Annotated in this window: 21 protein-coding genes; 13 read left to right on the top strand and 8 right to left on the bottom strand. The window is 71.3% G+C overall.

Going from position 1 to position 23,713, the window contains the following annotated elements:
- Positions 1 to 43 precede the first annotated feature (43 nt).
- The 3 genes from FHS22_RS32250 to FHS22_RS32240 are packed head-to-tail and all read right to left on the bottom strand — an operon-like array spanning position 44 to position 2,393.
- Complete coding sequence (locus FHS22_RS32250) at positions 44 to 1,105, bottom strand: ABC transporter permease (RefSeq protein ID WP_184947966.1); 1,062 nt, start codon at positions 1,103 to 1,105, stop codon at positions 44 to 46.
- A complete protein-coding gene (locus tag FHS22_RS32245) occupies positions 1,102 to 1,992 on the bottom strand; it encodes an ABC transporter ATP-binding protein (RefSeq protein ID WP_184947965.1) in 891 nt (296 codons plus the stop codon). The genes FHS22_RS32250 and FHS22_RS32245 overlap by 4 nt, the downstream gene beginning before the upstream one ends.
- The gene (locus tag FHS22_RS32240) at positions 1,989 to 2,393 is read right to left on the bottom strand and encodes a GntR family transcriptional regulator (protein ID WP_184947964.1); all 405 of its coding nucleotides are present in this window, start codon (positions 2,391 to 2,393) and stop codon (positions 1,989 to 1,991) included. Before FHS22_RS32240 ends, FHS22_RS32245 begins: the two co-directional genes overlap by 4 nt.
- 988 nt (positions 2,394 to 3,381) lie before the next feature.
- Between FHS22_RS32240 and FHS22_RS39720 the strand changes: the two genes are divergently transcribed.
- The 7 genes from FHS22_RS39720 (at position 3,382) to FHS22_RS32205 (ending at position 8,800) form a co-directional block, all read left to right on the top strand.
- Complete coding sequence (locus FHS22_RS39720) at positions 3,382 to 4,647, top strand: sensor histidine kinase (protein ID WP_377297673.1); 1,266 nt, start codon at positions 3,382 to 3,384, stop codon at positions 4,645 to 4,647.
- Between the two features lie 130 nt (positions 4,648 to 4,777).
- Positions 4,778 to 5,158 (top strand): response regulator transcription factor, encoded by a 381-nt coding sequence (locus FHS22_RS32230; RefSeq protein WP_184947962.1) that lies wholly within the window; start codon positions 4,778 to 4,780, stop codon positions 5,156 to 5,158.
- 369 nt (positions 5,159 to 5,527) lie between these two features.
- The gene (locus FHS22_RS32225; RefSeq protein ID WP_221474387.1) at positions 5,528 to 6,331 is read left to right on the top strand and encodes an IS5 family transposase; all 804 of its coding nucleotides are present in this window, start codon (positions 5,528 to 5,530) and stop codon (positions 6,329 to 6,331) included.
- Positions 6,316 to 6,606: a hypothetical protein gene (locus FHS22_RS32220; RefSeq protein ID WP_184947961.1), complete on the top strand. Its 291-nt coding sequence runs from the start codon at positions 6,316 to 6,318 to the stop codon at positions 6,604 to 6,606. Before FHS22_RS32225 ends, FHS22_RS32220 begins: the two co-directional genes overlap by 16 nt.
- Before the next feature lie 190 nt (positions 6,607 to 6,796).
- On the top strand, positions 6,797 to 7,036 hold the full coding sequence (locus tag FHS22_RS32215; protein WP_184947960.1) for a hypothetical protein: 240 nt from the start codon (positions 6,797 to 6,799) through the stop codon (positions 7,034 to 7,036).
- Positions 7,033 to 7,635 carry an RNA polymerase sigma factor gene (locus FHS22_RS32210; RefSeq protein ID WP_184947959.1) on the top strand — a complete coding sequence of 201 codons (603 nt, stop codon included), beginning with the start codon at positions 7,033 to 7,035 and terminating at the stop codon, positions 7,633 to 7,635. The genes FHS22_RS32215 and FHS22_RS32210 overlap by 4 nt, the downstream gene beginning before the upstream one ends.
- The gene (locus tag FHS22_RS32205; protein WP_184947958.1) at positions 7,625 to 8,800 is read left to right on the top strand and encodes an HD-GYP domain-containing protein; all 1,176 of its coding nucleotides are present in this window, start codon (positions 7,625 to 7,627) and stop codon (positions 8,798 to 8,800) included. Before FHS22_RS32210 ends, FHS22_RS32205 begins: the two co-directional genes overlap by 11 nt.
- Positions 8,801 to 9,134: 334 nt before the next feature.
- Here the strand turns inward: FHS22_RS32205 and FHS22_RS32200 are convergent, their stop codons facing one another.
- Positions 9,135 to 9,638: a hypothetical protein gene (locus FHS22_RS32200; RefSeq protein ID WP_184947957.1), complete on the bottom strand. Its 504-nt coding sequence runs from the start codon at positions 9,636 to 9,638 to the stop codon at positions 9,135 to 9,137.
- A gap of 167 nt (positions 9,639 to 9,805) precedes the next feature.
- Here FHS22_RS32200 and FHS22_RS32195 point away from each other — a divergent pair, with 167 nt between their 5' ends.
- From FHS22_RS32195 to FHS22_RS32185, 3 genes are all read left to right on the top strand, one after another.
- Complete coding sequence (locus FHS22_RS32195; RefSeq protein WP_184947956.1) at positions 9,806 to 10,195, top strand: ArsR/SmtB family transcription factor; 390 nt, start codon at positions 9,806 to 9,808, stop codon at positions 10,193 to 10,195.
- Entirely contained in the window at positions 10,192 to 10,842 is a 651-nt protein-coding gene (locus FHS22_RS32190; RefSeq protein ID WP_184947955.1) for an SRPBCC domain-containing protein, read from the top strand. The genes FHS22_RS32195 and FHS22_RS32190 overlap by 4 nt, the downstream gene beginning before the upstream one ends.
- 112 nt (positions 10,843 to 10,954) lie before the next feature.
- On the top strand, positions 10,955 to 11,599 hold the full coding sequence (locus FHS22_RS32185) for a DNA alkylation repair protein (protein ID WP_184947980.1): 645 nt from the start codon (positions 10,955 to 10,957) through the stop codon (positions 11,597 to 11,599).
- Between the two features lie 1,750 nt (positions 11,600 to 13,349).
- Here the strand turns inward: FHS22_RS32185 and FHS22_RS37520 are convergent.
- The 3 genes from FHS22_RS37520 to FHS22_RS32165 all read right to left on the bottom strand — a co-directional run bounded on the left by FHS22_RS37520 (position 13,350) and on the right by FHS22_RS32165 (position 16,386).
- Positions 13,350 to 14,120, bottom strand: coding sequence for an NB-ARC domain-containing protein (locus FHS22_RS37520; RefSeq protein WP_221474386.1), 771 nt, complete (start codon positions 14,118 to 14,120; stop codon positions 13,350 to 13,352).
- A 115-nt stretch (positions 14,121 to 14,235) separates the two neighbouring features.
- Positions 14,236 to 14,676 carry a hypothetical protein gene (locus FHS22_RS32175; protein WP_184947953.1) on the bottom strand — a complete coding sequence of 147 codons (441 nt, stop codon included), beginning with the start codon at positions 14,674 to 14,676 and terminating at the stop codon, positions 14,236 to 14,238.
- A 513-nt stretch (positions 14,677 to 15,189) separates the two neighbouring features.
- Positions 15,190 to 16,386 carry an ROK family transcriptional regulator gene (locus FHS22_RS32165; RefSeq protein WP_184947952.1) on the bottom strand — a complete coding sequence of 399 codons (1,197 nt, stop codon included), beginning with the start codon at positions 16,384 to 16,386 and terminating at the stop codon, positions 15,190 to 15,192.
- A gap of 53 nt (positions 16,387 to 16,439) precedes the next feature.
- Here FHS22_RS32165 and FHS22_RS32160 point away from each other — a divergent pair, with 53 nt between their 5' ends.
- Positions 16,440 to 17,795 carry an MFS transporter gene (locus FHS22_RS32160; protein WP_184947951.1) on the top strand — a complete coding sequence of 452 codons (1,356 nt, stop codon included), beginning with the start codon at positions 16,440 to 16,442 and terminating at the stop codon, positions 17,793 to 17,795.
- 30 nt (positions 17,796 to 17,825) lie between these two features.
- Here FHS22_RS32160 and FHS22_RS32155 read toward each other — a convergent pair whose 3' ends face one another.
- Positions 17,826 to 20,786, bottom strand: a complete 2,961-nt coding sequence (locus FHS22_RS32155) for a sensor histidine kinase (RefSeq protein WP_184947950.1) — start codon at positions 20,784 to 20,786, stop codon at positions 17,826 to 17,828.
- A gap of 499 nt (positions 20,787 to 21,285) precedes the next feature.
- On the opposite strand from FHS22_RS32155, the gene FHS22_RS32150 reads away from it, so the two are divergent.
- Both FHS22_RS32150 and FHS22_RS32145 read left to right on the top strand, forming a co-directional pair.
- The gene (locus FHS22_RS32150) at positions 21,286 to 22,386 is read left to right on the top strand and encodes a polyprenyl synthetase family protein (RefSeq protein WP_221474385.1); all 1,101 of its coding nucleotides are present in this window, start codon (positions 21,286 to 21,288) and stop codon (positions 22,384 to 22,386) included.
- Positions 22,387 to 22,558: 172 nt separating this feature from the next.
- Positions 22,559 to 23,668 carry a terpene synthase family protein gene (locus FHS22_RS32145; RefSeq protein WP_184947949.1) on the top strand — a complete coding sequence of 370 codons (1,110 nt, stop codon included), beginning with the start codon at positions 22,559 to 22,561 and terminating at the stop codon, positions 23,666 to 23,668.
- The last annotated feature ends 45 nt before the right edge of the window (positions 23,669 to 23,713 follow it).

Genomic DNA, 23,713 nt, shown 5'->3' with positions numbered 1-23,713 from the left:
CCGACCGGGGTGCTGTGTCCGTTGACGGCCTCGGCAGGCTCGGTCATGACAGGCGCCTCCGGATCCAGCGGAAGGCGAATCCGGTGAGGCCGAGGGTGAGGAGGGCGTAGATCCCGGTTTCGATCCACTGGAAGGGCCAGAAGCGGTCGAGGGGCTGGTAGGTGGCCTGCTGCCGGTAGCCGAGCCGGTTGATCTCGACCAGGCAGGTGTCCAGGCCGGGGGGTCCTCCTGTGGGGGCGCAGGGTCCCGATGTCGTGGAGACCTCCTTGACGGCGCCGGGGAGGCCGTTCTCGGCGATCGTGCGCCCGGATGGGTCGATCATTCTGCTGGACAGGACCCAGGCGCCCGCGTGGCCGGGAACGGCCGATCTCAGGTGGATCTCCATGGGTCCGGCTTTGTCTCCGTCCCGGTTGATGCTGAAGCCGTCCACGTTCGCCTCGCTGAGTTCGAAGGCGCCGGTGACCGGGGGGATCAGGTGGGGTCGGATCAGCAGGGGCATGGCGAGCTGGATCGTGGCGAAGACGGCCAGGGTGAGGGCCATGGCGGGGAGGGTGCGGCGCACTGTCATGCCCACGGTCACGCCCAGGACGAAGGCGAAGGCCGCGTATCCCATGGGGGCGATGCCGCGTGCGCCGAACACCAGGGGGGCCATCAGGGCCAGGTCCTCCGGGGCTGATCTGTCCAGCGGGGCGGACCACCAGGTCACCACGAGGCCGCACAGGCCGGCGGCGGCCATGGCGGTCAGGCCGGTGAGTCCGAGTTTGACCGCCAGCCAGCGGCTGCGGGTGATGCTCTGGTTCCATACCAGCAGGTGGGTGTCGGCCTCCATCTCGCGGGTGATCAGCGGTGCTCCCCAGAAGATCCCGGCCAGTGCCGGCAGGAGCAGCACGATGAGGCTGACGGCCATGAAGGGGGTGTCGTACTGGCCGAAGAACCGGTCGAAGAACTGGCCGCAGGTGTCGTCCTGGACGCAGGCGGTGATCCCGGCGGAGTAGCGGGAGGCCAGGCCTGGGCCGCTCAGTGCCAGGACGGCGGTGAGGACGACGAGCAGGGCGGCGACCGCCGCGGCCGAGCCGCGGAATTGGCGCCAGGTCAGCCAGATCATCGCTGAACCTCCAGGGGGGCGGGCCGGCTGCCGGCGGGGCGCTTGTCCATGTGGGCCAGGACGAGGTCTTCCAGGTTGAGCCGGCTGACCGTCCAGGCGGGGTCGTGGATCGGGGCGTCGGTGCGGATCACGTACGTGCTCTGCCGGTCGGTGTGGCGGGCGGAGACGATGTGCTGGTCGGTGGGGAGCCGATCGGGGTCGCGGCGTGGGCCGGTGAGCCGGTAGTGGGTGGCCAGCAGTCTGTCGACGTCTCCGGCGACCAGTACGCGCGAGTCGACGAGCACGATCAGGTAGTCGCAGATTCGTTCCAGGTCGGAGACCAGGTGGGAGGAGAGCACCACGCTGAACTCGTGCTCGACGACGGCCTCCATCAGTCCTTGCAGGAACTCGCGGCGGGCCAGGGGGTCGAGTGAGGCCACGGGCTCGTCCAGGATCAGCAGTTCGGGCCGCTTGGCCAGGCCGAGGGTCAGGGCGAGCTGGGCGCGCTGGCCGCCGGACAGTCTGCCTGCCCGCTGGGTGGGGTCGAGGCCGAGTTGCGCGATGCGCTCCCGTGCCACGCCGTCGTCCCAGCGGGGGTTGAGCCGTGCCCCCAGCCGCAGGTGTTCGGCGACGGTGAGTCTGGCGTAGACGGGGGTGTCCTGGGCGACGAAGCCGACCCTGGCCAGTTGGGCGGGCGTGCCCCCGGGCCGCCCGCCCAGCACGGTGATGTCGCCCGCGGTCGGCTCCAGTTGGCCGCTGGCCAGCTTCAGCAGCGTGGTCTTGCCGGCTCCGTTGGGTCCCACGAGGCCGACGACGTGGCCCGCCGGGATGTCGATGGTGCACTCGCGCAGCGCCCAGCGCCTGCCGTACCGTTTGCCGAGTCCCTGGGCCTGTAAGACGGAAGTCACGCTATGTCCTCCTGAGCGGTGGTCCGAAAGGTGGTCATGAAGAGGGCCTCGATGCTCTCGTCGTCGAGGCCGGCTCGGCGGGCCTTGGCCAGCCAGCGCTGCAGGTCCAGCCGGAGCGGTCCGTGGGCGGCCAGTGAGGTGTCGGTGAGTGTCGCCGTCACGAACGTCCCGACTCCCGGTCGGGCGGCGACCAGGCCCTCGTGCTCGAGTTCCCGGTAGGCCTTGAGGACGGTGTTGGCGTTGATCGCCAGGTGTCCCACGACCTCTTTGACGGTCGGTAGCTGGTCGCCCTCGCGCAGCAGGCCGAGCCGTAGCGCGTGCCGTACCTGCTGGACCAGCTGGAGGTACGGCGAGAGGCCCGACTTCGCGTCCAGGTGGAACTCGATCACTGGTTCCTCCATTTATCTACTGTCCTAGTACATTAGATTCTTGCATGTATGGAGCGTGTTAAGAAAGCGCTCGGCGGGGCGGCCCGCCCGTGCCGCCCCGGACGAGCCGGCGGGGAGGACGCGAGGCTCCGGAACGACACCCCGCGGTGATCGTCGCGGGGTGCCGTGAGTGCCGTGGCGGGCGCGCCGGCCCCTCGCGGGCCGGGGGACCGGGGCCGCCTTCGGGCGGCCGGACCGGGCAGGGCCGGGAGCCTCCCTGCGCGCCGGTCACGCCTCGGGGGCTCGGCGCGCCGCGCGGGGCCGGGGCAGCAGGCGGGGGACGGCGCGCATGTAGGGGTGCCGTTAACGTCTCTGTCACCAGGCGCCAAATAGTTGATCTTAGGGCGGGCGAGTACGCGTCAATGACGCGGTGGTGACCGTCGGCGGCGAGGCGTATTGTCCCTCGTAGGCTGTCCCGTCGGCCTGCTTCCGAGCCACCCGCGCCCACGCGGCAGGTGGCGACGAGGACAAGGTCCACCGGATCGCGGGGCAATTGCTCTGCCGCATGGTCGTGCTGGTGATCGGCGGGGTGGCGTGGGCGCCCTCGCCGGAGGGACATCGACATGACCAAGAACAGCGCTCGCAAGCGCGCCGTCCGAGGCCGCTAGGCCGTCACCGGAGAGCCGTACGCTGCTGCCGTCCGGCGTTTGCCGCCCGGCGCACGGACCGTGGCGGCCGAGGACCTCGGGGACTGGGCCACCATGGTCATCGGCAGTCAGGACCGGCTGACCGACACACCGACCCAAGGTCTGTCACCGGGCAGGATCGGCGTTCCCCCGGCGGGTCGGCCGGTGGACGGTCACCCGCCTGCTCACCGCTCTACCGGTCATCTGCTCAGCGGAAGCGCAGACAGCCGATGGTGGTGTTCCCGCGGGATGGAGGGAACACCAACCCCCAGGCAGGCAGGTCAGCGCTGAGCGGGGCAAGGAGCAGCGGTGTGGATGAGTCGTTGATTCCTCCGATGCGGCTAGATGAGCTGCTGGCCGAGCTGCAAAACCAGCTGGCGGCGGTGCTGGCCACCCGTGACCGGGTCCACGCCCTGCTGGAGGCCGTGATCGCGGTCGGCAGCGACCTGGACCTGGAGACCGTGCTGCGGCGGATCATCGAGGCGGCCACCACGCTGGTCGAGGCCCGCTACGGGGCGCTCGGGGTGATCGGCGAGGGCGGCACGCTGGAGCGGTTCATCCCGGTGGGCATGAGCGCCGAGGAGATCGCCCGGGTGGATCACTGGCCGCACGGGGAAGGCCTGCTCGGGCTGCTGATCAAAAAGCCCCAGCGGCTGCGGATGGACGACCTCGCCGCTCACCCCGCCTCCTACGGCTTCCCTGCCGGCCATCCGCCGATGCGCAGTTTCCTGGGCGTGCCCATCCGGGTGCGCGGTGAGGTGTTCGGCAATCTGTATCTGACCGAGAAAGCCGGCGGCGGAGCGTTCGCCGACGAGGACGAGGCCGTGGTGGTCGCACTGGCCACCGCCGCGGGCGTGGCCATCGAGAACGCCCGGCTGTATGAGCAGACCCGGCGGCGCGAGGCCGAACTGCAGGTGTTCGCCGGCGTCGTCGCCCATGACCTCAAAGGCCCGCTGGCGGCGGTGCGCGGCTTCACCGAGCTGGCCTATGAGGCCCTGGCCGGCCAGCCCGACCAGAAGGAGCCCGCCGAGCAGTTGGAGCGGGCGCTGAGCGCCTCCGGTCGGATGGGCCACCTGATCGACGACCTGCTCGCCTACGCCAGCGCCCGCGACGCCGCCCTCGCCCCGGTCCGCATCGACCTGAGCGCGCTGGCCGACCAGATCGTTGAGGAGCACCGCAGCGCGATCCGCGCCACCGCCACCGCCTCCGCGCCCGAACCGCAGGTCTACATCGGCCCGCTGCCGGCCGTCGAGGCCGACCTGTCCATGATCCACCAGCTGCTGAGCAACCTGATCGGCAACGCGATCAAGTACACCCCGCCCGGTCAGGCCGCGCACGTCGACATCACCGGAGCACCAATCGGCGACGGCCGGGTGTGCGTCGAGATCGCCGATCGCGGCATCGGCATCCCCCCAGGCGAACATCAGGCGATCTTCGCCGGGTTCCACCGGGCCGCCACCGGCTACACCGGCACCGGGCTGGGCCTGGCCATCTGCCAGCGGATCGTCGAACGCCACGGCGGCACCATCACCGCGGCCGACAACCCCGGCGGCGGCGCCCGCTTCACCCTCACCCTCCCGGCCGCCGAGAACTCCCCCTGACAGGCAGGCGCACAGGTGGTCGTGCGCGGCGGCCGCGCCGCCGTATCGTCGCTGGCCGCGTAGGACGTCAGACAGGGTAGGCCGACGATGATCGGGGAACGACCTGCACGAACGGAGAGCAGGGGAAGCGATGTCCAGCGTGTTGATCGTCGAAGACGACCTCGACATCCAAGAGTTGACCATCTTCCGGCTTCAGGCGGCCGGCCACGACGTGCACACCGTCAATGACGGAGCTCAGGCGCTGGCCGCTGCCCAACGGGTGCACCCGGATGTGGTGGTGCTGGATTGGATGCTGCCCGGCGTGAGCGGGCCGGAGATCTGCCGCACCTTGCGGGCCACCCCGGGACTGGAAGAGGTCCAGGTGTTGATGCTCACCGCCAAATCCGGCGAGGCGGACGTGGAGGAGGGCTTCACGGCCGGGGTCGACGACTACATGATCAAACCGTTCAGTCCGCGCGAGCTCACCGCCCGCGTCCAGCACCTGCTGGCCCGCACCGGTGACCACCGCTGAGCCGCCGCACCCTGCGGCCCCCGGACAAAGAAGGCGGCAGCACCGAGAAAGCCACTGATCGGCAGGGCACGGCGCTGCCGATCGGTGGCCGATGAAGTCAAACGACTCACCGACCTGACCCTCCCCGCTCGTGCTAGCTGGATGACTTCATCTTCGCAGGTCAAAGGAGGATACGCCGAGGCGAGGCGGAGACTATGCGCCTGCGCAAGCGGTGCAGGCGGACTCGCATCAGTCCTCAGAGGGCGGTTCGCGAGTTGATGCCCGTGATGTCGCAATGTGATTAGGCGGATATTTAGCGTTACCCCTGGCTGGCAGACTCGGATGTGCTGGGATGACCGGGTGGGCGAACGCAAGCCGTACCCCAGCGACGTGTCCGACGAACAGTGGGCGCTGATCGAGCCGGTGCTCACAGCATGGAAGGCCGCGCACCCATCGGTCAGCGGTCACGAGGGCACCTACGCGATGCGCGAAATCATCAACGCGATCTTGTATCAGGGCCGGACCGGCGTCCAGTGGGAGTACCTGCCCCACGACCTGCCACCCAAGAGCGCGACGTACTACTACTTCGCCAAGTGGCGCGACGACGGCACCGCCCAGGTGATCCACGACCTGCTGCGCTGGTATCTGCGGGAGAGCAAAGGACGAAAGGCCGATCCGAGCCTGGTCGTGCTGGACACCCAGAGCGTGCACGCCGCGGCCGGCGTCCCCGCCGCCACGACCGGAAAGGACGTGGCCAAGAAGGTCCCGGGACGCAAACGCGGCCTGGCCACAGATACGTTCGGACTGGTCATCGCGGCGGTGGTGCTCGCCGCCTCCGCACACGACAACACCGCGGGAACGGCACTGCTGGAGCGCGTCACCGCACAGACCGGCGGCACCGTGACCAAGGCCCTGGCCGACCAGGGCTTCAAGAACACGGTCGTCGCCCATGGCGCCACCTTGGGGATCGACGTGGAGATCGTCGAGCGCAACCGGGCCGATGCGGGATTCGTCCCCCAGCACAAACGCTGGATCGTCGAGCAGACCTACGGCACCTTGATGCTGCACCGGCGCCTGGTGCGCGACTACGAGCACCTGCCGGCCACGTCCGAAGCGCGGGTGTACTGGGCGATGAGCGACGTGATGTCCCGTCGCCTGACCCGCGCTCCCGCGCCGTCATGGCGGTCGACGTGAGCAGCCTCCAGGTGCCCCCGCCCGATCCCGGAACGTGGCTCCTGGACAAGATCGACGCCCGCGAGCAGGCGTTGACGTGCCAGAGCGAGCAGATCCAGGCGGAGATCGACGCGCTGAACGCACGCCTGAGCGAACTCGGCGAGGCGATCGAGAACCTGCGGATCACCCGCAAGACCCTCCTCGCGCTCACCATCGACGGTAGTGCACGGAAGTACGGGAATCAGGAAGTTCCGAAGGCTGCTGCAATCAGCCGCATAACGCCAGGAAGCTGGTGAACACGACTACGAGAATCGACACCGGGCGCGCTGCTTCATGAGTGATCACCTATGAAACAACAGGAAAGGCCTGGGGCATCCACGGGTCCGACCGCGTCAGCTGATTTTCCTCCCCGGCCCAACCTCTGCCGCTCGGCACGCCTTTAAGGGAACGTCAGGCATCAACAGGCCGAGAAGGGAGGTGGCCGGTGTGCTGGTCGTCATGATCGACCCGGAGACGGTGGCTGCCTTGGTCGCGTTCACGGTGGCGGGCGGGGAGATCCTGCGCGAGGTCAAACGAAGGCGCGAGCGCAAAGCCGCCGAGCACGCCCAACAGGAAACGATCATGCAGGTGCTACGTCTGGCGCATGCCTGCGATGCGCGCCCCGCGCGCATGTCGGCGTGCCCGCAGACCCATACCGAAGCCCTCAGCTCGGATACGGCCTCATGAGCGCGCCGCTGCCGCAACCGGCCGGCCCGTCCGGGCTCGCGGCTGTGCAGGCACCGGCGGTCGATGAGGACCTGGTGGCGTTCTTCCTGCGACAGCGTCGGCCGCTACGCCGCTATCTGCGCGCTCAGGGCTGCGCTGACAGCGACTGCGACGACATCGTCCAGGACGCCTTCTTGATCGTGCGCAGGCGCTGGCCGATCATTGCCTACTACGACGATCCCAAGGCCTATCTGTACAAGGTCGCGATCCGGCTGTGGCACCGGCACGCCGCTCGCACCCGCCGGGGCGGCTACCGTGACGACCACGAGGCCTACCTGACGGGGATGGCCGATCCCGCCGATCCCCTCGCCGGCGTGGAGCTGAGCGACCGGCTCACCAGATGGTTTCGTCATCTTCCTGACCGCCAACGTGAGGTGGCCGCGCTGCGTCTGATCGCCGATCTGTCGGAAGTGCAGACCGCCCAGATCCTGGGGGTCAGTGTGGGAACGGTCAAATCCCAGCTCAACGCGGCCAGGACCACACTCAAACAGCTCAAAGAGCGCGAGGAGCACATCGAGCGCCAGCAGGCAGGAAAGGAGGGAGTCGCCGATGAGCGTTGATGAACTGATCAGGCACCTGGCCACCTGCGGCACCGACGAGGACGAGCGCGCTGACGAGGCGGCCCTGGAGCGCTTCACCGCCGCCGCTCAGCGCACCGATACCGACCCACACGAAGGGGCGCGCATCGGCCGCCTGGCTGAGGCCGTCGATGCCGAACTCGCCGCCTACGACCGCGGGCTGGCCACGCTGGATCACGGTGATGCCAAGACCGCCCAGGCCTTGTTGCTGCAGGCCCTGCCCACAGGCGCCGAGGACACCACCGCCTTGGTCTCCGGCCTGCTCTCCACCGGGCCCCGGCAGGCTATCGCGCTGGATCTGCACCAGAAGGCGGCCGACCTCCGGGCCGGGCGCCTCATCGTCAACGCCGCCTACCGCCGGCAACTGAAGGGCGCCACCGACAGGCCGCCAGGCGCACCGGCCCCACACGCCATGCCGCCTGTCGCCCAGACCGGCCTTGAGGATCTGGCCGAGATACTGCTGGCCGCGCTGGAGGACAAAGACCCCTACACCCTCCAGCACAGCCAGCGCATCGGCCAGCTCAGCGCTTTGCTCGGCCAGCAGATCGGCCTGACCGGCGATCATCTGGCGGCCGCCCGCCTGGGCGGGCTCCTGCACGACATCGGCAAACTCGCCGTCCCCGCCACCGTGCTGAGCAAGACCGGGCCGTTGACCGAAGGAGAATTCCGGCTCATCCAAGCCCATGTCACCTATGGCGTAACCGTCGTCGGCCACGTGCCGCACCTGCCTCAGGAGACCGGCGAAACGAACACGGTCAACGTTGTTCTCAGTCACGCTCTTGACGGCATCAGGTACCACCATGAGCACTTCGATGGCCGCGGCTACTTCACCGGCCTGGCGGGTCACGACATTCCTCAGATCGCCCGTCTCATCGCCGTGGTCGACGTCTTCGACGCGATGACGAGCAGCCGCTGCTACCGGCCAGCGCGACCGTTGGGCAGAGCCGTGGCCGAGCTGCGCCGTCATGCCGGCAGCATCTTCGACCCCGTCATGGTCGAGGCGTTCTTGACGGTCATGGACGAGCACAGCGAGCAGATCGAACACCTCGTTCATCTGGCCGGCATGGAGCGGCCCGGCCCGACGCAGTACGACGCGCAAGAGGAGGACACTCCCATCGACCTGCTGCAGATCATTGAACGCCGATGAGAGCCGCCCGCCTCAGTACGAGCCGAGCTGTCTCATCGGCTGAGCACGGCATAACTGTGCTGCCCTGAACGGAAAGGTGCTGGATCGCTGAGTCACCCTCAGGAGGATCGGCTCAGTTATCTGGCACTCGTCCCGGAAACGGTCCTCTAACCCCGTCTCGATCCCCAAGCTTTCGAGACGGGTTTCGGGACGATGCGGGATGATCTCTCCTGCAGGAACACCCTCCCCTAAACGATCATGGCAGGACATCCCGAAAACGAACGTTTCCAGGACGTCTCCAAGTGGTTGTTCTCGTCTCTCGGGCCGTTAGCGCCGCTCCTGTCCGGGGTGTCGATCACTCGGGGGGCTGGCCGGAGTGGATCTGGTCGGCCAGCTGTGTCCGGATGACTGGCCAGTCATCACCGAAGGCGAGCTGCGCATGGTGCAGAGCATCCCTGCGATCGCGCCAGCCTCCTGGCCCCTGGGCGGCACCGAAGAGGACAGACAACGCCACACCGCCTTGCATGCGACGCCACGCGGGGTCGGCTTCGAAGGGGTCGTCCTGGCCGCCAGCGTAGAACCGCTCTGCCAGTGGCTGAATGAGACCTTCCCTGATATCGACCTCCCTGCGCGAGGGGGCGCGGACCTCGCGAGCCAGATCATTCATCAGCTCCGCGACGATCGGAAACTCCCGCAACGCGAACTGATCCACCAACGAGGTGGCCAACGTGGCGAAGACGGCGGCCTGGACATCGACAGGCGCGCCGGTGAACGCCGCGTCGAACTCGGCGTCACTGACGAAACGCGGCACGTTGCCTACAAAGCCGGGCTCAGCATGCTGGTGATCACTGGCGTTCATATGACCAGTGTGCAGGCAGTAAGCATCATGGCATGGCTGGCGACCCCCACCCGAGTGGTCAACGTGTTCACAAGCCCGTCCCGGAAACCATCGGGTCGGGAACGGCATCGGGATCGGCCCATATTTTAGTCTTGACTTAATTAAGTGAATACTGAAATAGTGAAGAGGTGCACGCCTTCGACATCCTCGGCGATCCGGTCCGGCGCCGGATCCTGGAGTTGCTCGCCGACGGAGAGCAGACCGCCGGGATGATCAGCGAGACCATCCGGGCGGAGTTCGACATCTCGCCACCTGCGGTGTCCCAGCATCTGCGGGTCCTGCGGGAGTCGGGTTTCGCCTCCTGCCGGGCGCAGGGCACCCGTCGCATCTATGCCGTGGAGACGGGCCCTTTGCAGGAGGCGCACCTGTGGCTGGAGCGTTTCCGCCCGTTCTGGAACCAGCGGCTCGACGCGCTGGCCACCGAACTGGCGCGAGGCAAACGCCGGTCCCGCACGACGCCCGCCGACCCCAGAAACCCTGCCACGGCATCCGAATCCGATAGCGAGGAGCACACGTGATCGACATCATCGACCAGATCAACGCCACTCACCGGGAGATCGGGAACCTGCCGGTCACCGGTGGCGCGGGGCGGTCGCTGCTGCTGCGCCGGGCCTACGACGCCCCGGTCGAAGAGGTCTGGGACGCCTGCACCGACCCGGTACGGCTCAGCCGCTGGCTGGGTCCGGTCGAGGGGGATTTCCGGCTCGGCGGCACCTTCCAGCTCAAGGACAACGCCGGCGGCGAGATCCTGCGGTGCGAGCAGCCGCGCCTGCTCAAGGTGACGTGGGTGCTGGGCGAGGGCATGGCGACCGAGGTCGAGGTCCGGCTGACGGCCGCCGGCGGCGGGCGCACCGCCTTCGAACTGGAGCACTCCTCGCCCGCCGAGATCGTCGATGAGCTCGTCAGGACGTACGGGCCGGGCGGCACGATCGGCATCGGCGGCGGCTGGGACCTGACCGTCCTCGGACTGGACCTTCACCTGCGCGGTGCGATCATCGACCCGGCCACCTGGGAGGACACCGCGGAGGCCAAGGAGTTCGCGACACGCAGCTACCAGGCCTGGGGCGGGGTCGTCCAGGACGCGTGGGGCATCGGCGACGAGGACATCGCCGCGGCCGTCGCCTTCGGCGTCCAGCACTTCGCCCCGCAAGCCGGCCGGTCGTGACCGGGCCCGTCACCACCCGGCGACGGGCACAGCCCCTGCGCCCTCGCGGCACGCAGGGCGGGCCGCTGCCGTACGGGAGGCTCAGGTGATCGAGACGACGGCGGCCGAGGTGATGACCGAGTTGGCCGCGCTCGAGGACCCGAAGACCCACGAGGTGAACACCAGGCACGGTGACGACCACGGGGTGAACCTCGGCAGACTGCGCGCGCTCGCCAAGCGGTTGAAGACGCAGCAGGACCTCGCGTGCCGGCTCTGGGAGACAGGTGACAGCGCGGCGAGACTGCTGGCGATCCTGATCTGCCGCCCCAAGGCGTTCGGGCGCGACGACCTGGACGTCATGGTGCGCCAGGCCCGCACCCCCAAGGTGCACGACTGGCTCGTGAACTACGTGGTGAAGAAGAGCCCGCACGCCGAAGGGCTGCGCCTGGCCTGGTTCGCCGATCCGGATCCGGCGGTCGCCAGTGCCGGCTGGGCGCTGACCACCGAACGCGTGACCAAGAAGCCCGAGGATCTCGACCTCGCGGGACTGCTCGACGTCATCGAGGCGGAGATGAAGGACGCCCCGGCCCGCCTGCAGTGGGCGATGAACCACTGCCTGGCCCAGATCGGCATCGAGCACGCTGGCCACCGCGCCCGTGCGATCGGCATCGGTGAGCGCCTGGAGGTGCTCAAGGACTACCCGACTCCGCCGAACTGCACGTCCCCGTTCGCGCCCATCTGGATCACCGAGATGGTGCGCCGCCGGCACGGCGAGTAGGAAGGTACCTGCCCACGCGATCGGCCCGGTGCGGACGCAGGACGCCCCAGCGGCGCGGTGCTTCCTGCCCTCAGGCGCCGGGCACACCCTCGGTCAGGGCGTGGGGCGGCGGTGCGGTAGGGCCGTCTGTTCGCGAAACGGTACGTGCGCCACCGGCGTCGCCGATGCGTCCGTACCGCTGCATGCCTGTTCCACTTCCAAGGAAGTGGAACAGCCTGCCGGGCCCTGGCTGTCGATTCCCGAAGTCACCTGCACGGGTAACCGAAGTCTCGTGCACAGCAAGGCGACGGCTGTGAGGTAAGACCTCGCCATCACGGAAATAATCACGAGCCATGTGGTTACGGCCCAGGCAGGATGCTCCTGTGAACTCTGTCCTGTGCGGCCTCGCTGCCAATCCGGCCCTGCTGCCCGATCTGGTCGACCGGCTGATCATGGTCGCTGACGAGGACGTCGCCGTGAGCCTGGCCGAGCGGGAAGACCTCACCCGCGCGCAGGCGGTCGCGCTGGTCTCCCGCGTCGAACAGAGCGCTGGGCGGCTCGCGGAGCGGGGGCTGCTGACGGCTGATGACGTCGACCCTGTAGCACAGCCGCTCGCCGCCCTGGCCCTGCTCGCCGAAGGTGCTGGGCGCCCGGCCTGGGCGCGCCTGCTGGCGGCGGATCCGATCACCGAACGCCGGGAACGGTTGGCCGCCTGTCCCGGCCTCCCGGCCGAGGTGCAGGAGATCCTCGCCGTCGATACAGAGATAGGAGTCATCGCGGAGATCGCGTTGCAGGCGACTGCGGACATGCCAGCCCGGCTCGCGGCGCATCCCCATGCCGAGGTCCGCTGTGCGGTGGCGAGCAACGAGGCGGCACCGCCGGCGGTGCTGGCCGCGCTGGTCGCCGGCGAGGGGCTGCCGCCGGCGCGGCGGTGCCTGGTCTGCGACCGGGAGGAGACGCCGTTCACCCATGATCCGGAATGCCCCAGGCTCGACTGTGACCTGCCGCCAGGCGCCGCATGCGACGGCTTCCACGAGTCCACCGTTCACCAAACGCACGTGAACGCCCTGTGGAACCCGGCCACGCCTACCGCGGCCGTCGTCGGCTTTGCCGGCCATCCTTCGATGCTGCTGCGCTGGCCGCTGGCCGTCCGCCCCGATCTGCCTGCGGTGGTCTACGAACGCCTCGCCGCCAGCCCGGAACCCGGTGTCCGCGCCGCCCTTGCCGCCAATCCCGCGATCGGCGACGACCTGATCCGCGCGCTGGCCGCCGACCCCGCCCCCGACGTGCGGCGCAGCCTCGCCTCCAACCCGCAGGTACCGCTGGAGGTGCTCACCCGCCTGGCCGACGACATCAAAATCGGCTCCACGCTGCTGCCGAGGATTGCCACCGCCTCGCGCGCCGAGATCGGGGAGCTGGCCGCCTCACCGCATCCGGTCGTGCGGATGCTGCTGGCCGAACGACGTGATCTGCCGCCCGAGATCCGCGATGCGCTGGCCGCCGACCTCGACGCTAAGGTGGTCAAGTCCATTGCTCCGCACCCGGGCCTGTCCGACGCGCGGCTGCGCGCCATGGTGGAGCGGCACGGGGTACGGGTCGTGGCCAAAGTGGCGAAGAACCCGGAGGCCTCACCGGCGTTACTGGAGGACCTGGCCCGGCACGAGCCGCCGGTGCGCAAGGCACTGCGGGAGATCGCCCGGCACCGCAACGCGACGGCTCCGGCGCTCCTGGTCTGCTTGTCAGACTGGCAGGCCAGACCTCTTGCCGCCGGTCACCCGGCCCTGCCGCCCCAGGTCATCGTCGAGCTGCTCACCGATGACGACTGGCAGGTGGTGGAGGCCGCAGCCTCCAATCCGGCCCTGCCGCCCGAGGTGATGTCGATGCTGGCGCCCTGAGCAAAGGGCCTCCCGCCCGGCCATATGGCGATGTAGGCGCCGGCGTGCTTGAGCGCCAACGGCAGCTCCCCCAGCTCGGTCGCGAGTTCGGCGGCCGCGTCCGGATCCCAGATGCCCGGGGCGATCAGGCTCTGCAGCAGCCCAACCGCGGCGGCCGGTGCCAGTACGCCTAGACGCAGCACGGTGCCGATCTCCTGCCAGCCGCGGTCGCGGCGGGAGGTGATGAGTACCTGTCCGGTGTGCAGGCGGCCCAGATACGGCTGCAGGTGATCGACCTCTTCGACGTTGTCAAAGATGACCAGCCACCGCTGGTGGGTGGCCAGCCAGGCCAGCGCCCAGGCGGTGGCCTCCTCGGCCGAGGCTTGGGCGGCGGCTTTAGCGGCCATACCTGCGCACAGTGCCCGGCACAGCCCTGCTAGGCCCGCCTCGATGGCCCCAGCGCCCTCAGCATCGATCCACCACACCAGGTCATAGCGGTTGCGATGGGCCAGGGCGTAGTGCAGGGCCAGCTCGCTTTTGCCGATCCCGCCCAGTCCGATGACGGCCTGGGCGATCACTCCGGGCCCGACCGTCAGCGCCTGCTGCAACGCGGTCAGCTCCTCCTGGCGGCCGACGAACACCGCCGCCGGCCGCCGCGGCAGCCCCACGGGGTGCCGTTAACGAACGTGTCACCAGCCGCCATTTAGGCTCCGACCTGCGGGTTCAGGTGAGAATGCCGACCCGGGCGGATGCCCAACCCACGGGAATCGCGGTTCCCGCACGTCACCGGGACGCGGAGACGGTGATCCAGCAGGCGCCGGGAGCGTGATCGGGGCGGACGCCGCCGGGCGGGGCCAGGCTGACACCGTCTCGGGCCTGCGCCACCACCGCGGAGATCCAGCCGTCGAACCCTGCGCGGATCTGCGCCCACCGAGCCGCAGCGTCCGCCACCGACATCCCGGCGGGCAGCGTGACCGGACCGCCGTCCACCTCTCGCGCGGTCGCGGGATCCCAGCCGATGCCCGCGGCGGCCAACTGCTCGGTGATGTGGTCCAGCCAGACGAGCTCGACCATCGTGTAGTCCCAGTTCTCCGCCCCGTCCAGTACGGCATCGGCGTGGCCGTAGGTGCCTTCGCGCTCCCACAGGCCGTTACGGATCAGGTCGTCATCGGTGGCCCAGTCCCCGAGGTCCTCGGCCGCCACGGTCCGTGCGCCGGGCGGCAAACGCCGGACGGCAGCAGCGTACGGCGCGCTTGCGAGCGCTGTTCTTGGTCATGTCGATGTCCCTCCGGCGAGGGCGCCCACGCCACCCCGCCGATCACCAGCACGACCATGCGGCAGAGCAGTTGCCCCGCGATCCGGTGGACCTTGTCCTCGTCGCCACCTGCCGCGTGGGCGCGGGTGGCTCGGAAGCAGGCCGACGGGACAGCCTACGAGGGACAATACGCCTCGCCGCCGACGGTCACCACCGCGTCATTGACGCGTACTCGCCCGCCCTAAGATCAACTATTTGGCGCCTGGTGACAGAGACGTTAACGGCACCCCATGTAGACGAGCATGCCGACGACCTCGACGAGGGTCTGGGTGACCACGGCCGCGGCGGCGACGGCGAAGCGGTCGGGCAGGGCCAGCGCGAGCGGCAGCACGACCAGGGAGTTGCGGGTGGCGCCGGGGAAGGACGACGGCGGCCACCACGGGCGGCGGATCGGAGCGGCGGAACCGCATCAGGGGGCGCGCTCAACCGGTGCGTTCGGCCGCCCAGGCGCTGAGGCCCTCCTCCGTGAGGACACCGTCGAGCGCGGTGACCGCAGCCCCGTGCAGCGCGCCGTCCCCGCCGAGGACGGCGGCCACCACGGGCGGCGGATCGGAGCGGCGGAACCGCATCAGGCCGTCGGCCAGGGCCGTGTCGAACTCCGCGGCGGCCGCGGCGCGCAGCGGCTCGGCGAAGCCGCCGAGCGTGACGATGTCGGGATCGAAGGCGTTGACCAGGCCGGCGAGGCCGCGGCCGAACCCGCTCGCGGCGCGGCCCACCGCGGACCGGACGAGCCCGTTTCCCGCCGCCCTGTCCACGGCCGCCTGCGCGTAGCTGCGCGGATCGCGGGGCGGCGGCTCCCCGAGATGGCGGGCGATGGCCCGCCCGTCGACCATGAGGTCCCAGCATCCCGTCGCGCCGCATGGGCAGCGCAGCGCGGGGTCGCCGAACGGCAGGTGGCCGAACTCTCCGCCGGCGCCGGTCGCGCCCACGACGGGACGGCCGTCCACGACCAGGGTGCCGCCCACCCCGACCTCGATCGTGACGTGCAGCGCCGTGGCGGCGCCCGTGGCGGCGCCGTAGCGGGCCTCGGCGGCACCGGCCAGCGTCGCGTCGTTGCCGACGAGCAGCGGCAGACGCGAATCGGGCACCAGTGCGGTGAGATCCACCGCGTCCCAGCCCAGTGCGGCGGACTGCACGACCCCGCCGTGGCGGACCGTCGCGGCGACGGCCACCGACACGGCCCGGACGCGGTCGCCGTGGTGCTCGCGGACGCGTCGTACCGCCGCCGCGATCACGTCGACCACCCGGCCGGGCTCGCGGCTGGCGTGCGTTCCCGCTTCGGCGATGCGCGGCCTGCCGTCGAGTGCCGTGACCGCGATCCGCCAGTCCTCCTGCCGGATGTCGGCCGCGACGACGACCGGGCCGTCCGGGTGCGGGTGCAGCACGGTCGTCGGCCGTCCCCGTCCGGAGGCGGCGGCCGGGGTCTCGGCGATCAGCGCCAGTTCGCGCAGCCGCGCGGTGATCTCGGTGGCCGAGCCGGTGGTCAGGCCGAGCCGCTGGGCCATGACCGCCCGGGTGATGCCCGGCTCCCGGCGCATCTCTTCCAGTACGGCCAGTGCGCCGCGCCAGCGGGCGTCCCGCGCGCGGGCGGAGGGCGATCGACCTGCAGAGCTTGTCATGGGTGCTACCGCCTATTTATCCTCGACCAACGAGTTTATTAGAGGGGGACGCTGTGCCACGGCCGGACCTGGGGAAGATCGAGGCGGTGCCGCCGGACATGGACGGCACTCTCGCCGACTCCGACGCATCTGTCGAACGCGCCTGGACCACGCGGGCGGGCGAGTACGGCGTGCCCGCGGGGCCTGAAGGGAACGGGAGGCCGCCGGCGGGAGCCGGTGCCGGGCAGGGCGGGGACCCGCGGGAGCGGCGGGTCATCCGGCAGGTCGGGTTCGCGCAGGCGTCGCTCGGGTTCACCGTCAACAGTCTCGGCGCGTGCCTGGTGCTGCTCTCCCGCGACCTCGGCACACCCACCGGCGAGCTGGCCTGGTTGTCCTCGTCCTTCGGGGCGGGCCTGCTGGCCGTCGGGGCCGCAGGACCGCTGGTGCTGCGGCCGGGTCCCCGGCCGGCGCTGTTCGCCGCGGCCTTGGCCACCGCCGCCGGGGCGGTGCTGCTCGCCGTCGCGCCCGTCGCGGCGGTGGCCGCGACGGGCGCGCTCCTGCTGGGTCTCGGCGCGGCCGGGATCGTCCTGGTCACCCCCGCCCTGCTGCACGGCCCGGACGCGGCGGCCCGTCTCGCCCGCGCCAACGCGGCGTCCAGCGTCAGCGCCCTGCTCGGCCCACCCGCCATCGGCGCCCTCGACGCCGTCGGCGCGAACGGCAGGCTCGCCCTCCTGCTGGCCGTCCCGCCGCTGCTGTTCCTCGCGGCCGACTCCCGCCCGCCGGCGGCGCCCGCCGGCCTGCCGGGTCCCCGGCCGGAGGCGGGCGCCGCCGGTGGGGCGGGTGGCTCCTCCGCGGCCGCGCGGCGGGGCGGCGATGACGCCGGCGCGCCCGCGGGACGGCGGGCGGCCGGGGCGTGGGCGGCCATCGTGGTGGCGGTGTCCATGGAGTTCTGCTTCACGATCTGGGCCACGACCCGGCTTCAGGGCACCGGCCTGACCGCGGGCGCGGCCGCCGCGGCGGCCGCCGCGTTCCTGGCCGGGATGGCGGCCGGCCGGCTTGCGGCGCCGCGCCTGCTCGCGCGCGGGTTCCCGGTCGTCCCGCTGGGGTGCGGGCTCGCGGCGGCCGGGACCCTGGCCGTCGCTCTGACCGACGCGCCCGCGCCGGTCACCGCCGGACTCCTCGCGGCCGGGCTGGGGATCGCGCCGTTCTACCCGGTGACGCTCGCCCGGCTGGTCCAGGTGCCCGGGCTGACGGCGGCCCGGTCGGCGGCGTACGGCGCGCTCGCCTCCGGCACCGCCATCCTGGCGGCCCCCGCGGCGCTCGCCGCGCTGGGGGCCGCGCTCGACCTGCGGACGGCGTTCCTGGTCACGGTCCTGCCTCTGGCGGCCGTGCTGGCCGCCGCGTCCTGGCCCCGCCCGCGGCGGAGGTAGTGGGCGGAGAGGCGGCCGCCTGGAACCCGGTCAGGCAGCGTCGGGCGGGTCGATCGGCAGGCACACGGTGAAGGCGGTGCCGCCGCCCTGGCGCGGTGCGGCGGCGATGGTGCCACCGTGCGCCTCCACGATGGCCCTGGTGATGGCCAGGCCCAGTCCGGTGCCCTTGATTCCCGCCTGGCGGGCGGTGGAGGCGCGGAAGAACCGGGAGAACAGCTGGTCGTACTCCTCGGCCGGGATGCCGATGCCGGTGTCGGCGACGGTCACCGTGACCGCCCTGTCGTGCTCCCGCCCGCTCTGAGGCGCCGTTCCCGCGCCGGTGCCGTGGCCGGCGGTGACGGTGACGGTGCCGCCGTCGGGCGTGTACTTGACCGCGTTGGACAGCAGGTTGTCCAGGACCTGGCGCAGCCGTACCGGGTCGGCGTGCACGTGCAGGCGGTGGGGCAGCTCGACGGACAGGGTGATCCGCCGGGCCGTCGCGCTCGCCCGGTGCTCGTCGACGGCCTGGCGGACCAGTCCGGTCAGCCACACGGTGCGCGCGTCCACGCTCACCCGGCCGGCGTCCAGGCGGGCCAGGTCCAGAAGGTCGTCGACCAGGTTCTGCAGATGCTCGCTCTTGCGGTCGATGACCTCGATGAAGGTGCGGTAGTCCTCCGGCAGGCCGGGGGCGTCCGCCAGCATCTCGGCGTAGCTGCGGATGACGCCGATGGGGCTGCGCAGCTCGTGGCTGGCCATCGCCATCAGGTCGTCCTTCATCGCATCCAGCTGCCGCAGCCGGTCCATCTGCTGGCGCTGCTGGTCCAGCAGGTGCTCGCGCTCCTCGGTGATCTGGCGGCGCTCGGTGATGTCGGTGGAGATGCCGTCGACCAGCAGCCGCTCTCCTTCGCGGCGGGGCAGGCCCCGGGTCCAGATCCAGCGGGTGACGCCGTCCAGGCCGATGAGGCGGTACTCCATCTGGGCCCGCTCGCCGGAGATGAGGGTGGCGCAGTAGGCGCGGAAGCCGTCGTGGTCGTCGGGGTGGATGAACCGGAGCATGACGGCGATGAAGTCGTCGTCGGGGGACAGGTGCAGCCGTCCGCCGAACACGCTGGTGTGCTCGGTGTTGACGTAGATCGGGCGGGCCGTGCCGTCCGGCCGGACCTCGACGGTCCAGATCTTGTCGGTGAGCTGGTTGACGATCTGGTCGAACTGGCGGCGGCTCTGCGTCAGCGCGAGGGCGAGTTCCTCGGCGCGGCGGCGCTCCATGTAGCGGCCCATGTGGGCGCAGACGCCGTCCAGCAGTTCGACCAGGTCGTCGTCGCGTTGCTGGGGACAGTCGGCGGCGAAGACCAGCACGCCCAGCACCTGGTCGCCGCTGCGCACCGGCAGAGCCACGGCCGCGTGCAGTCCCGCCTCCAGCGCGGGCTTCACGCGGGAGAAGTCGGGCGATACGGCGTCCAGGTCGGCGAGCCAGAACGGCTCCCCGTTCTCCCACGCCATTCCGGGCAGCTCCTGGCCGCGCGCGAGCATGACCGGATGGCCGGCGGCGAAGGCCGACAGGTCCCGGCCGGGCCTGCTCCAGCAGCCGATGCGGGTCATGACGGCCCGGTCCTCGTCGACCTGCCAGTACTCGCCGTAGGTCCACCCGAGCGCATTGGTGACCGCGGCGACCACGTCGTTGGCGGCCTCCTGGCTGGAGGCGGCGTCGGCCAGGACCTCGGTCATGGCGTGCTGCGCTGCGCGCAGCGCCTCGGCGCGGTTCCGGTCGGTGATGTCGTCCAGGGTGATCACCGCGCCCAGGCGGCGCCCGTCGGGGGTGTCCATCGGCCGGCCGTTGGCGGCGAACCGGCGAGGTCCGCCTCTCTCCGCCCGCATGAGAATCTGCTGGCCGTCGACGTGTTCACCGGCCAGCGCCCGGGCCAACGGCACCTGGTGCGGTTGCAGCGGGGTGTGACCGTCGGGGCTCAGCAGCCCGTAGGCGTCGGCCAGTTCCGAGACGTGCAGTCCGGATATCTGCGGGCGCGTCTCCCGCAGCGGCTGGTTGACGGCGACCACCCGGCCGTCGCCGTCGCAGGCGGCGACTCTGACATCCAGGCTGTCCATCAGCGCCTGCAGGAACATCCGCTCGCCTTCGAGCTGCCGGCGCTCCTCGTGGCGGTCGCTGATGTCGCGCAGCACCGCATGCCATACCGGCCCGCCGCGCCCGGTATGGCGCTGGGCGGCCAGCTCGGCGGGAAATTCCCGCCCCGACCCGTCAACGGCGGTCAGCTCCAGCCGCTGCACGCCCGGCTCCCGCGCCCGCTCGTCGCGCACCCGGCGCAGAAGCAGCTCGCAGTCGCGCCGCGACCGCTCGGGGCTGATCAGCTCACCGAGCGGTCGGCCGACGGCCTCATCGGCCGACCGGCCGAACAAGCGCGCCGCCGCGGTGTTCCAGCCCGTCACCGCCCCGGTGGCGTCGAGAGCGACGAACGCTTCCGGCACATGGCCGAACGCCGCCGGTCCTTGAGATCCGTTACCGGTCAGCCGCATCGCGATCTCGGCCTCCGCCACCGCGGCCAGGTCCTCCATCGTCTCGAGCTGCTCGGCGCTCCACCTCCGGGGTTCGGCGTCGACCACGCACAGCGTGCCCAGCACCTGGCCGCGGGAGGCCCGCAGCGGCGTCCCGGCGTAAGCGGCCAGCCATCCGTCGTAGGCGGTCGCGATCTCGCGCCAGCGCGCATCAGCATGGGCGTCGGGCACGGTCAGCGGGGCGTCGGTGGTGACGATGTGCCGGCACAGCGTCTGCGACAACGGTGACTGCTCGTGGCGGCCGGGACCGGCGGGTCCGGCCGAGCTGACGACGACCTGGCGGTCGGCGTCGATCAGCGACACCATCGCCGCCGGTACCTGCAGCCAGCGGACCGCCATCCGGGTCACCCGGTCCAGCAGCGGCACCTCGTCCGCCTCCAGCAGGCCGGTGGCGTGCAGCAGCTGCAGCCGCCGGGCGTCATGCATGCGATCTGTCGCCGACACGGTCTCATCTCCCCCGAGACTCTTCACCCCGCACCCGGGTCTACCAGCTACGTTACGCAGCCACGAGGGGAAGGCGGCGGGCACCCCGGCGCGCGGCCGTCCCCGGCCCTGCCGTTCCCGGCCCTCGGCGGCTCCCCGACGCCCCCGGGCCGCCGGTCCGGCCGCGGTTGACGGTCCCCTTGCCGGTCGTTGACGCAAGGTGGTTATTTAATTACTGTCAGTGACTGAGTGGAGCTCGGGCGCCAGTGGAACACCATGGCTGCTCCACCACCTACCGGGGGAGGTGGCCTGTTGGGCGAGCGCTGCCCGGGCGTCCCGCGGTCCGGCATGCCGTACGGCAGGTTCCCGCTCGGGCCCGGCGGTACTCGGCGCCGAGCGCCGTCACACCGTTCCCCCCGCGACGCCGGCCGCCCCGGTGCGGGCCGTCCCGGCCTGCCCGTGACCCGCGCCGGCTCCGGTCGGCACCCCATATCCCCTGACGGTGAAGAGGAGCGACGGTATGGTGACGAGCCACGACAGGGCGATCGGGTCCCTGGTGAACGCTCAGACGAGGGCCGGGGCGGCGGCCGGGCGCACGGCCGACGACATCCTGGCCGCGGCCCGGGCGATGACCGAGCCGGCCCATCAGGCGGCGGTGGAACGGCTGCCCGAGGAGATACGGCATGTCGCCGGATACCACGCGGGGTGGTGGGACGCCGACGGCAGGCCCTGCGCCGGCACCGGTAAAGCGGTTCGCCCGGCGCTGGTTCTGGCGTGTGCACGCGCGATCGCCGAGGGCGCCGGCTGGCCGGGCCGGGCCGGGCCGGCGGCCGGAGCGGTGCGCGCGGCGGTTCCGGCGGCGGTGGCGGTGGAGCTGGTGCACGACTTCTCGCTCCTGCACGACGATGTGATGGACGGTGATCCGGTTCGGCGGCATCGCCCGGCTGCCTGGACGGTGTTCGGGACCGGCAGCGCCGTCCTGGCCGGCGACACCCTGATCAGTCTCGCGCTGGACGTGCTGGCCGACTCCGGGGCGCAGACGAAGGTGCTGACGACGGCGCTGCTGAGGCTGTGCGGCGGGCAGAACGCCGACCTGGCGTTCGAAAGGCGCACCGACATCACCCTCGCCGAATGCGTGACGATGGCGGCCGACAAGACCGGTGCGCTCCTGGGTTGCGCCTGCGAGCTGGGGGCCCTGGCCGGCGGCGCCGATCCAGCGCGCGCGGCCCGGCTGCGGGAGTTCGGCGAGCATCTGGGGTTGGCGTTCCAGCTGGTCGACGACCTGCTCGGCATCTGGGGGGATCCCGAGACCACGGGCAAACCCGTGTACGGCGATCTGGTGGCGCGCAAGAAAAGCCTTCCGGTCGTGGCCGCGCTGACCTCGCAGACACCGGCCGGTGAGCGCCTGGCCCGGCTGTACGGGCGGAACACCCTGGACGAGCAGGCCCTGGCGCAGGCCGCGCAGCTCATCGACGCCTCCGGCGCCCGGCTCTGGGCGACGGAGCAGGCCCGCCACCACATGGAGGCCGCCCTGGAGCATCTCGAACGGGCCGAACCGGCCCCGGACGCCGCGGCGGACCTGCGGGTCCTGGCTCACCTCATCGTGCACCGGGACCGGTGACATGACGGCGCGGGGACGCTGGCGCCGGCAGGCACCGGGCCGAGCGGTTCCCCGCCGGCGACGCGGACGGCGCTGCCGGCCGCACCGCGGTCGCTGCCGCCCCATCGCACCGGCAGCGCCCTGACTTCCCGCACCCGCCCAGCACCTCGCCCCGCCACCAGGAGAGACATCCATGCCGTATGAGGTCGGCGCTTCTGCGCCCCTGTCGCCCGCGGACCTCGCCCGCATCACCGACGACCTCCGACCACCGCCGCTGTTCTGCCCGATCGACTCGGCGATCAATCCCGCCGCCCGGCGCGTCGAACGGCGCGCCATCGCCTGGATCGACGAGGCCGGCTTCTGCGCCGACCCTCGCGAGCGCGCCTGGGTGATCGCGACCAGGAGCGCCGACTTCTACGCCCGGTTCGCCCCGCACGCCGGCGAAGACCCGCTGCTCTCCGCCGTCCTGTGGGTGTACTGGGGGTTCGCCTTCGACGACGCCCGCTGCGATGCCGGGCACTTCAGCAGCCACCTCGCCGCGTTCGTCCCCATGGCCGCGCGGGTGCAGCGGGCGCTGGAGCGCCCCTGCCCGAGCGAGGCGGACGACGCCTACGCCCAGGCCCTCCACGACGTCGCGGCGCGCTTTCGCCGTACGGCCGCCCCGGTGCAGTTCCAGCGGTTCGTCTCCGCCCACCGGGCCTGGCTGGCCGGGGTGAGCTGGCAGATCGCCAACCAGGAGGCGGGCGTCATGCCCGGCCTGGAGGACTACCTCACCATGCGCCTGCACTCGGCCGGCGGAGAGCCGACGTTCGCCATGCTCGAGATCGCCAACGGCCTGGAGGTCCCCGCCGCGGAGATGGACAGCCCCGTCCTGCGCGCGCTGACCGAGATGGCCATCGCGACCGCGGCACTGGACAACGACCGCCACTCGCTGGCCAAGGAGCTGAGCCGCCGGCAGGCCGACCAGAACATCTACACCGTGCTGCTGAGCCGGCACACCGGCTCCCTGGCCGAAGCCGTGCACGCCGCCGCCTGCCTGCGCGACCGCATCCTGTGCCGGTTCCTGCGGCTGCGGGAGGCGACGCTGCCCCGCCTGAGCTCCGCCGCGCGCTGCTACGTCGACGGACTCGCCCACGGCATCCGGGGCAACGCCGAATGGGGCCTGCGCGTTCCCCGCTACCTCAGCCGCGGCTCTGTCCCGGGCGAGGCCGGGGAGACGCCCATCACCTGGGCCGAGCGGCCTCTGGACGACACGCCGCTGTCCCTGCCGGCTGTGGCCTGGTGGTGGGATCGCGCCCTGTGACCGGCCACACCTGACCGGCCGCACTGACCGCGCGGCGCGGTGCCG

This window comes from Thiemannella venezuelensis, assembly GCF_014203605.1.
GTDB classification, from domain to species: Bacteria; Actinomycetota; Actinomycetes; order Streptosporangiales; family Streptosporangiaceae; genus Planomonospora_A; species Planomonospora_A venezuelensis.
The sequence above is the reverse complement of the archived record's forward strand: the minus strand, read 5'-3'. Positions and strand labels throughout refer to the sequence as shown.

Excerpts from the sequence above, each read along its gene's own strand:
- FHS22_RS32200 (WP_184947957.1), bottom strand. The coding sequence starts at position 9,638 with ATGAACGCCAGTGATCACCAGCATGCTGAGCCCGGCTTTGTAGGCAAC.
- FHS22_RS32250 (WP_184947966.1), bottom strand. The coding sequence starts at position 1,105 with ATGATCTGGCTGACCTGGCGCCAATTCCGCGGCTCGGCCGCGGCGGTC.
- FHS22_RS32210 (WP_184947959.1), top strand. The coding sequence starts at position 7,033 with ATGAGCGCGCCGCTGCCGCAACCGGCCGGCCCGTCCGGGCTCGCGGCT.
- FHS22_RS32205 (WP_184947958.1), top strand. The coding sequence starts at position 7,625 with ATGAGCGTTGATGAACTGATCAGGCACCTGGCCACCTGCGGCACCGAC.
- FHS22_RS39720 (WP_377297673.1), top strand. The coding sequence starts at position 3,382 with ATGCGGCTAGATGAGCTGCTGGCCGAGCTGCAAAACCAGCTGGCGGCG.
- FHS22_RS32220 (WP_184947961.1), top strand. The coding sequence starts at position 6,316 with ATGGCGGTCGACGTGAGCAGCCTCCAGGTGCCCCCGCCCGATCCCGGA.
- FHS22_RS32230 (WP_184947962.1), top strand. The coding sequence starts at position 4,778 with ATGTCCAGCGTGTTGATCGTCGAAGACGACCTCGACATCCAAGAGTTG.
- FHS22_RS32150 (WP_221474385.1), top strand. The coding sequence starts at position 21,286 with ATGGTGACGAGCCACGACAGGGCGATCGGGTCCCTGGTGAACGCTCAG.
- FHS22_RS32240 (WP_184947964.1), bottom strand. The coding sequence starts at position 2,393 with ATGGAGGAACCAGTGATCGAGTTCCACCTGGACGCGAAGTCGGGCCTC.
- FHS22_RS32185 (WP_184947980.1), top strand. The coding sequence starts at position 10,955 with ATGACCGAGTTGGCCGCGCTCGAGGACCCGAAGACCCACGAGGTGAAC.
- FHS22_RS32145 (WP_184947949.1), top strand. The coding sequence starts at position 22,559 with ATGCCGTATGAGGTCGGCGCTTCTGCGCCCCTGTCGCCCGCGGACCTC.
- FHS22_RS32165 (WP_184947952.1), bottom strand. The coding sequence starts at position 16,386 with ATGACAAGCTCTGCAGGTCGATCGCCCTCCGCCCGCGCGCGGGACGCC.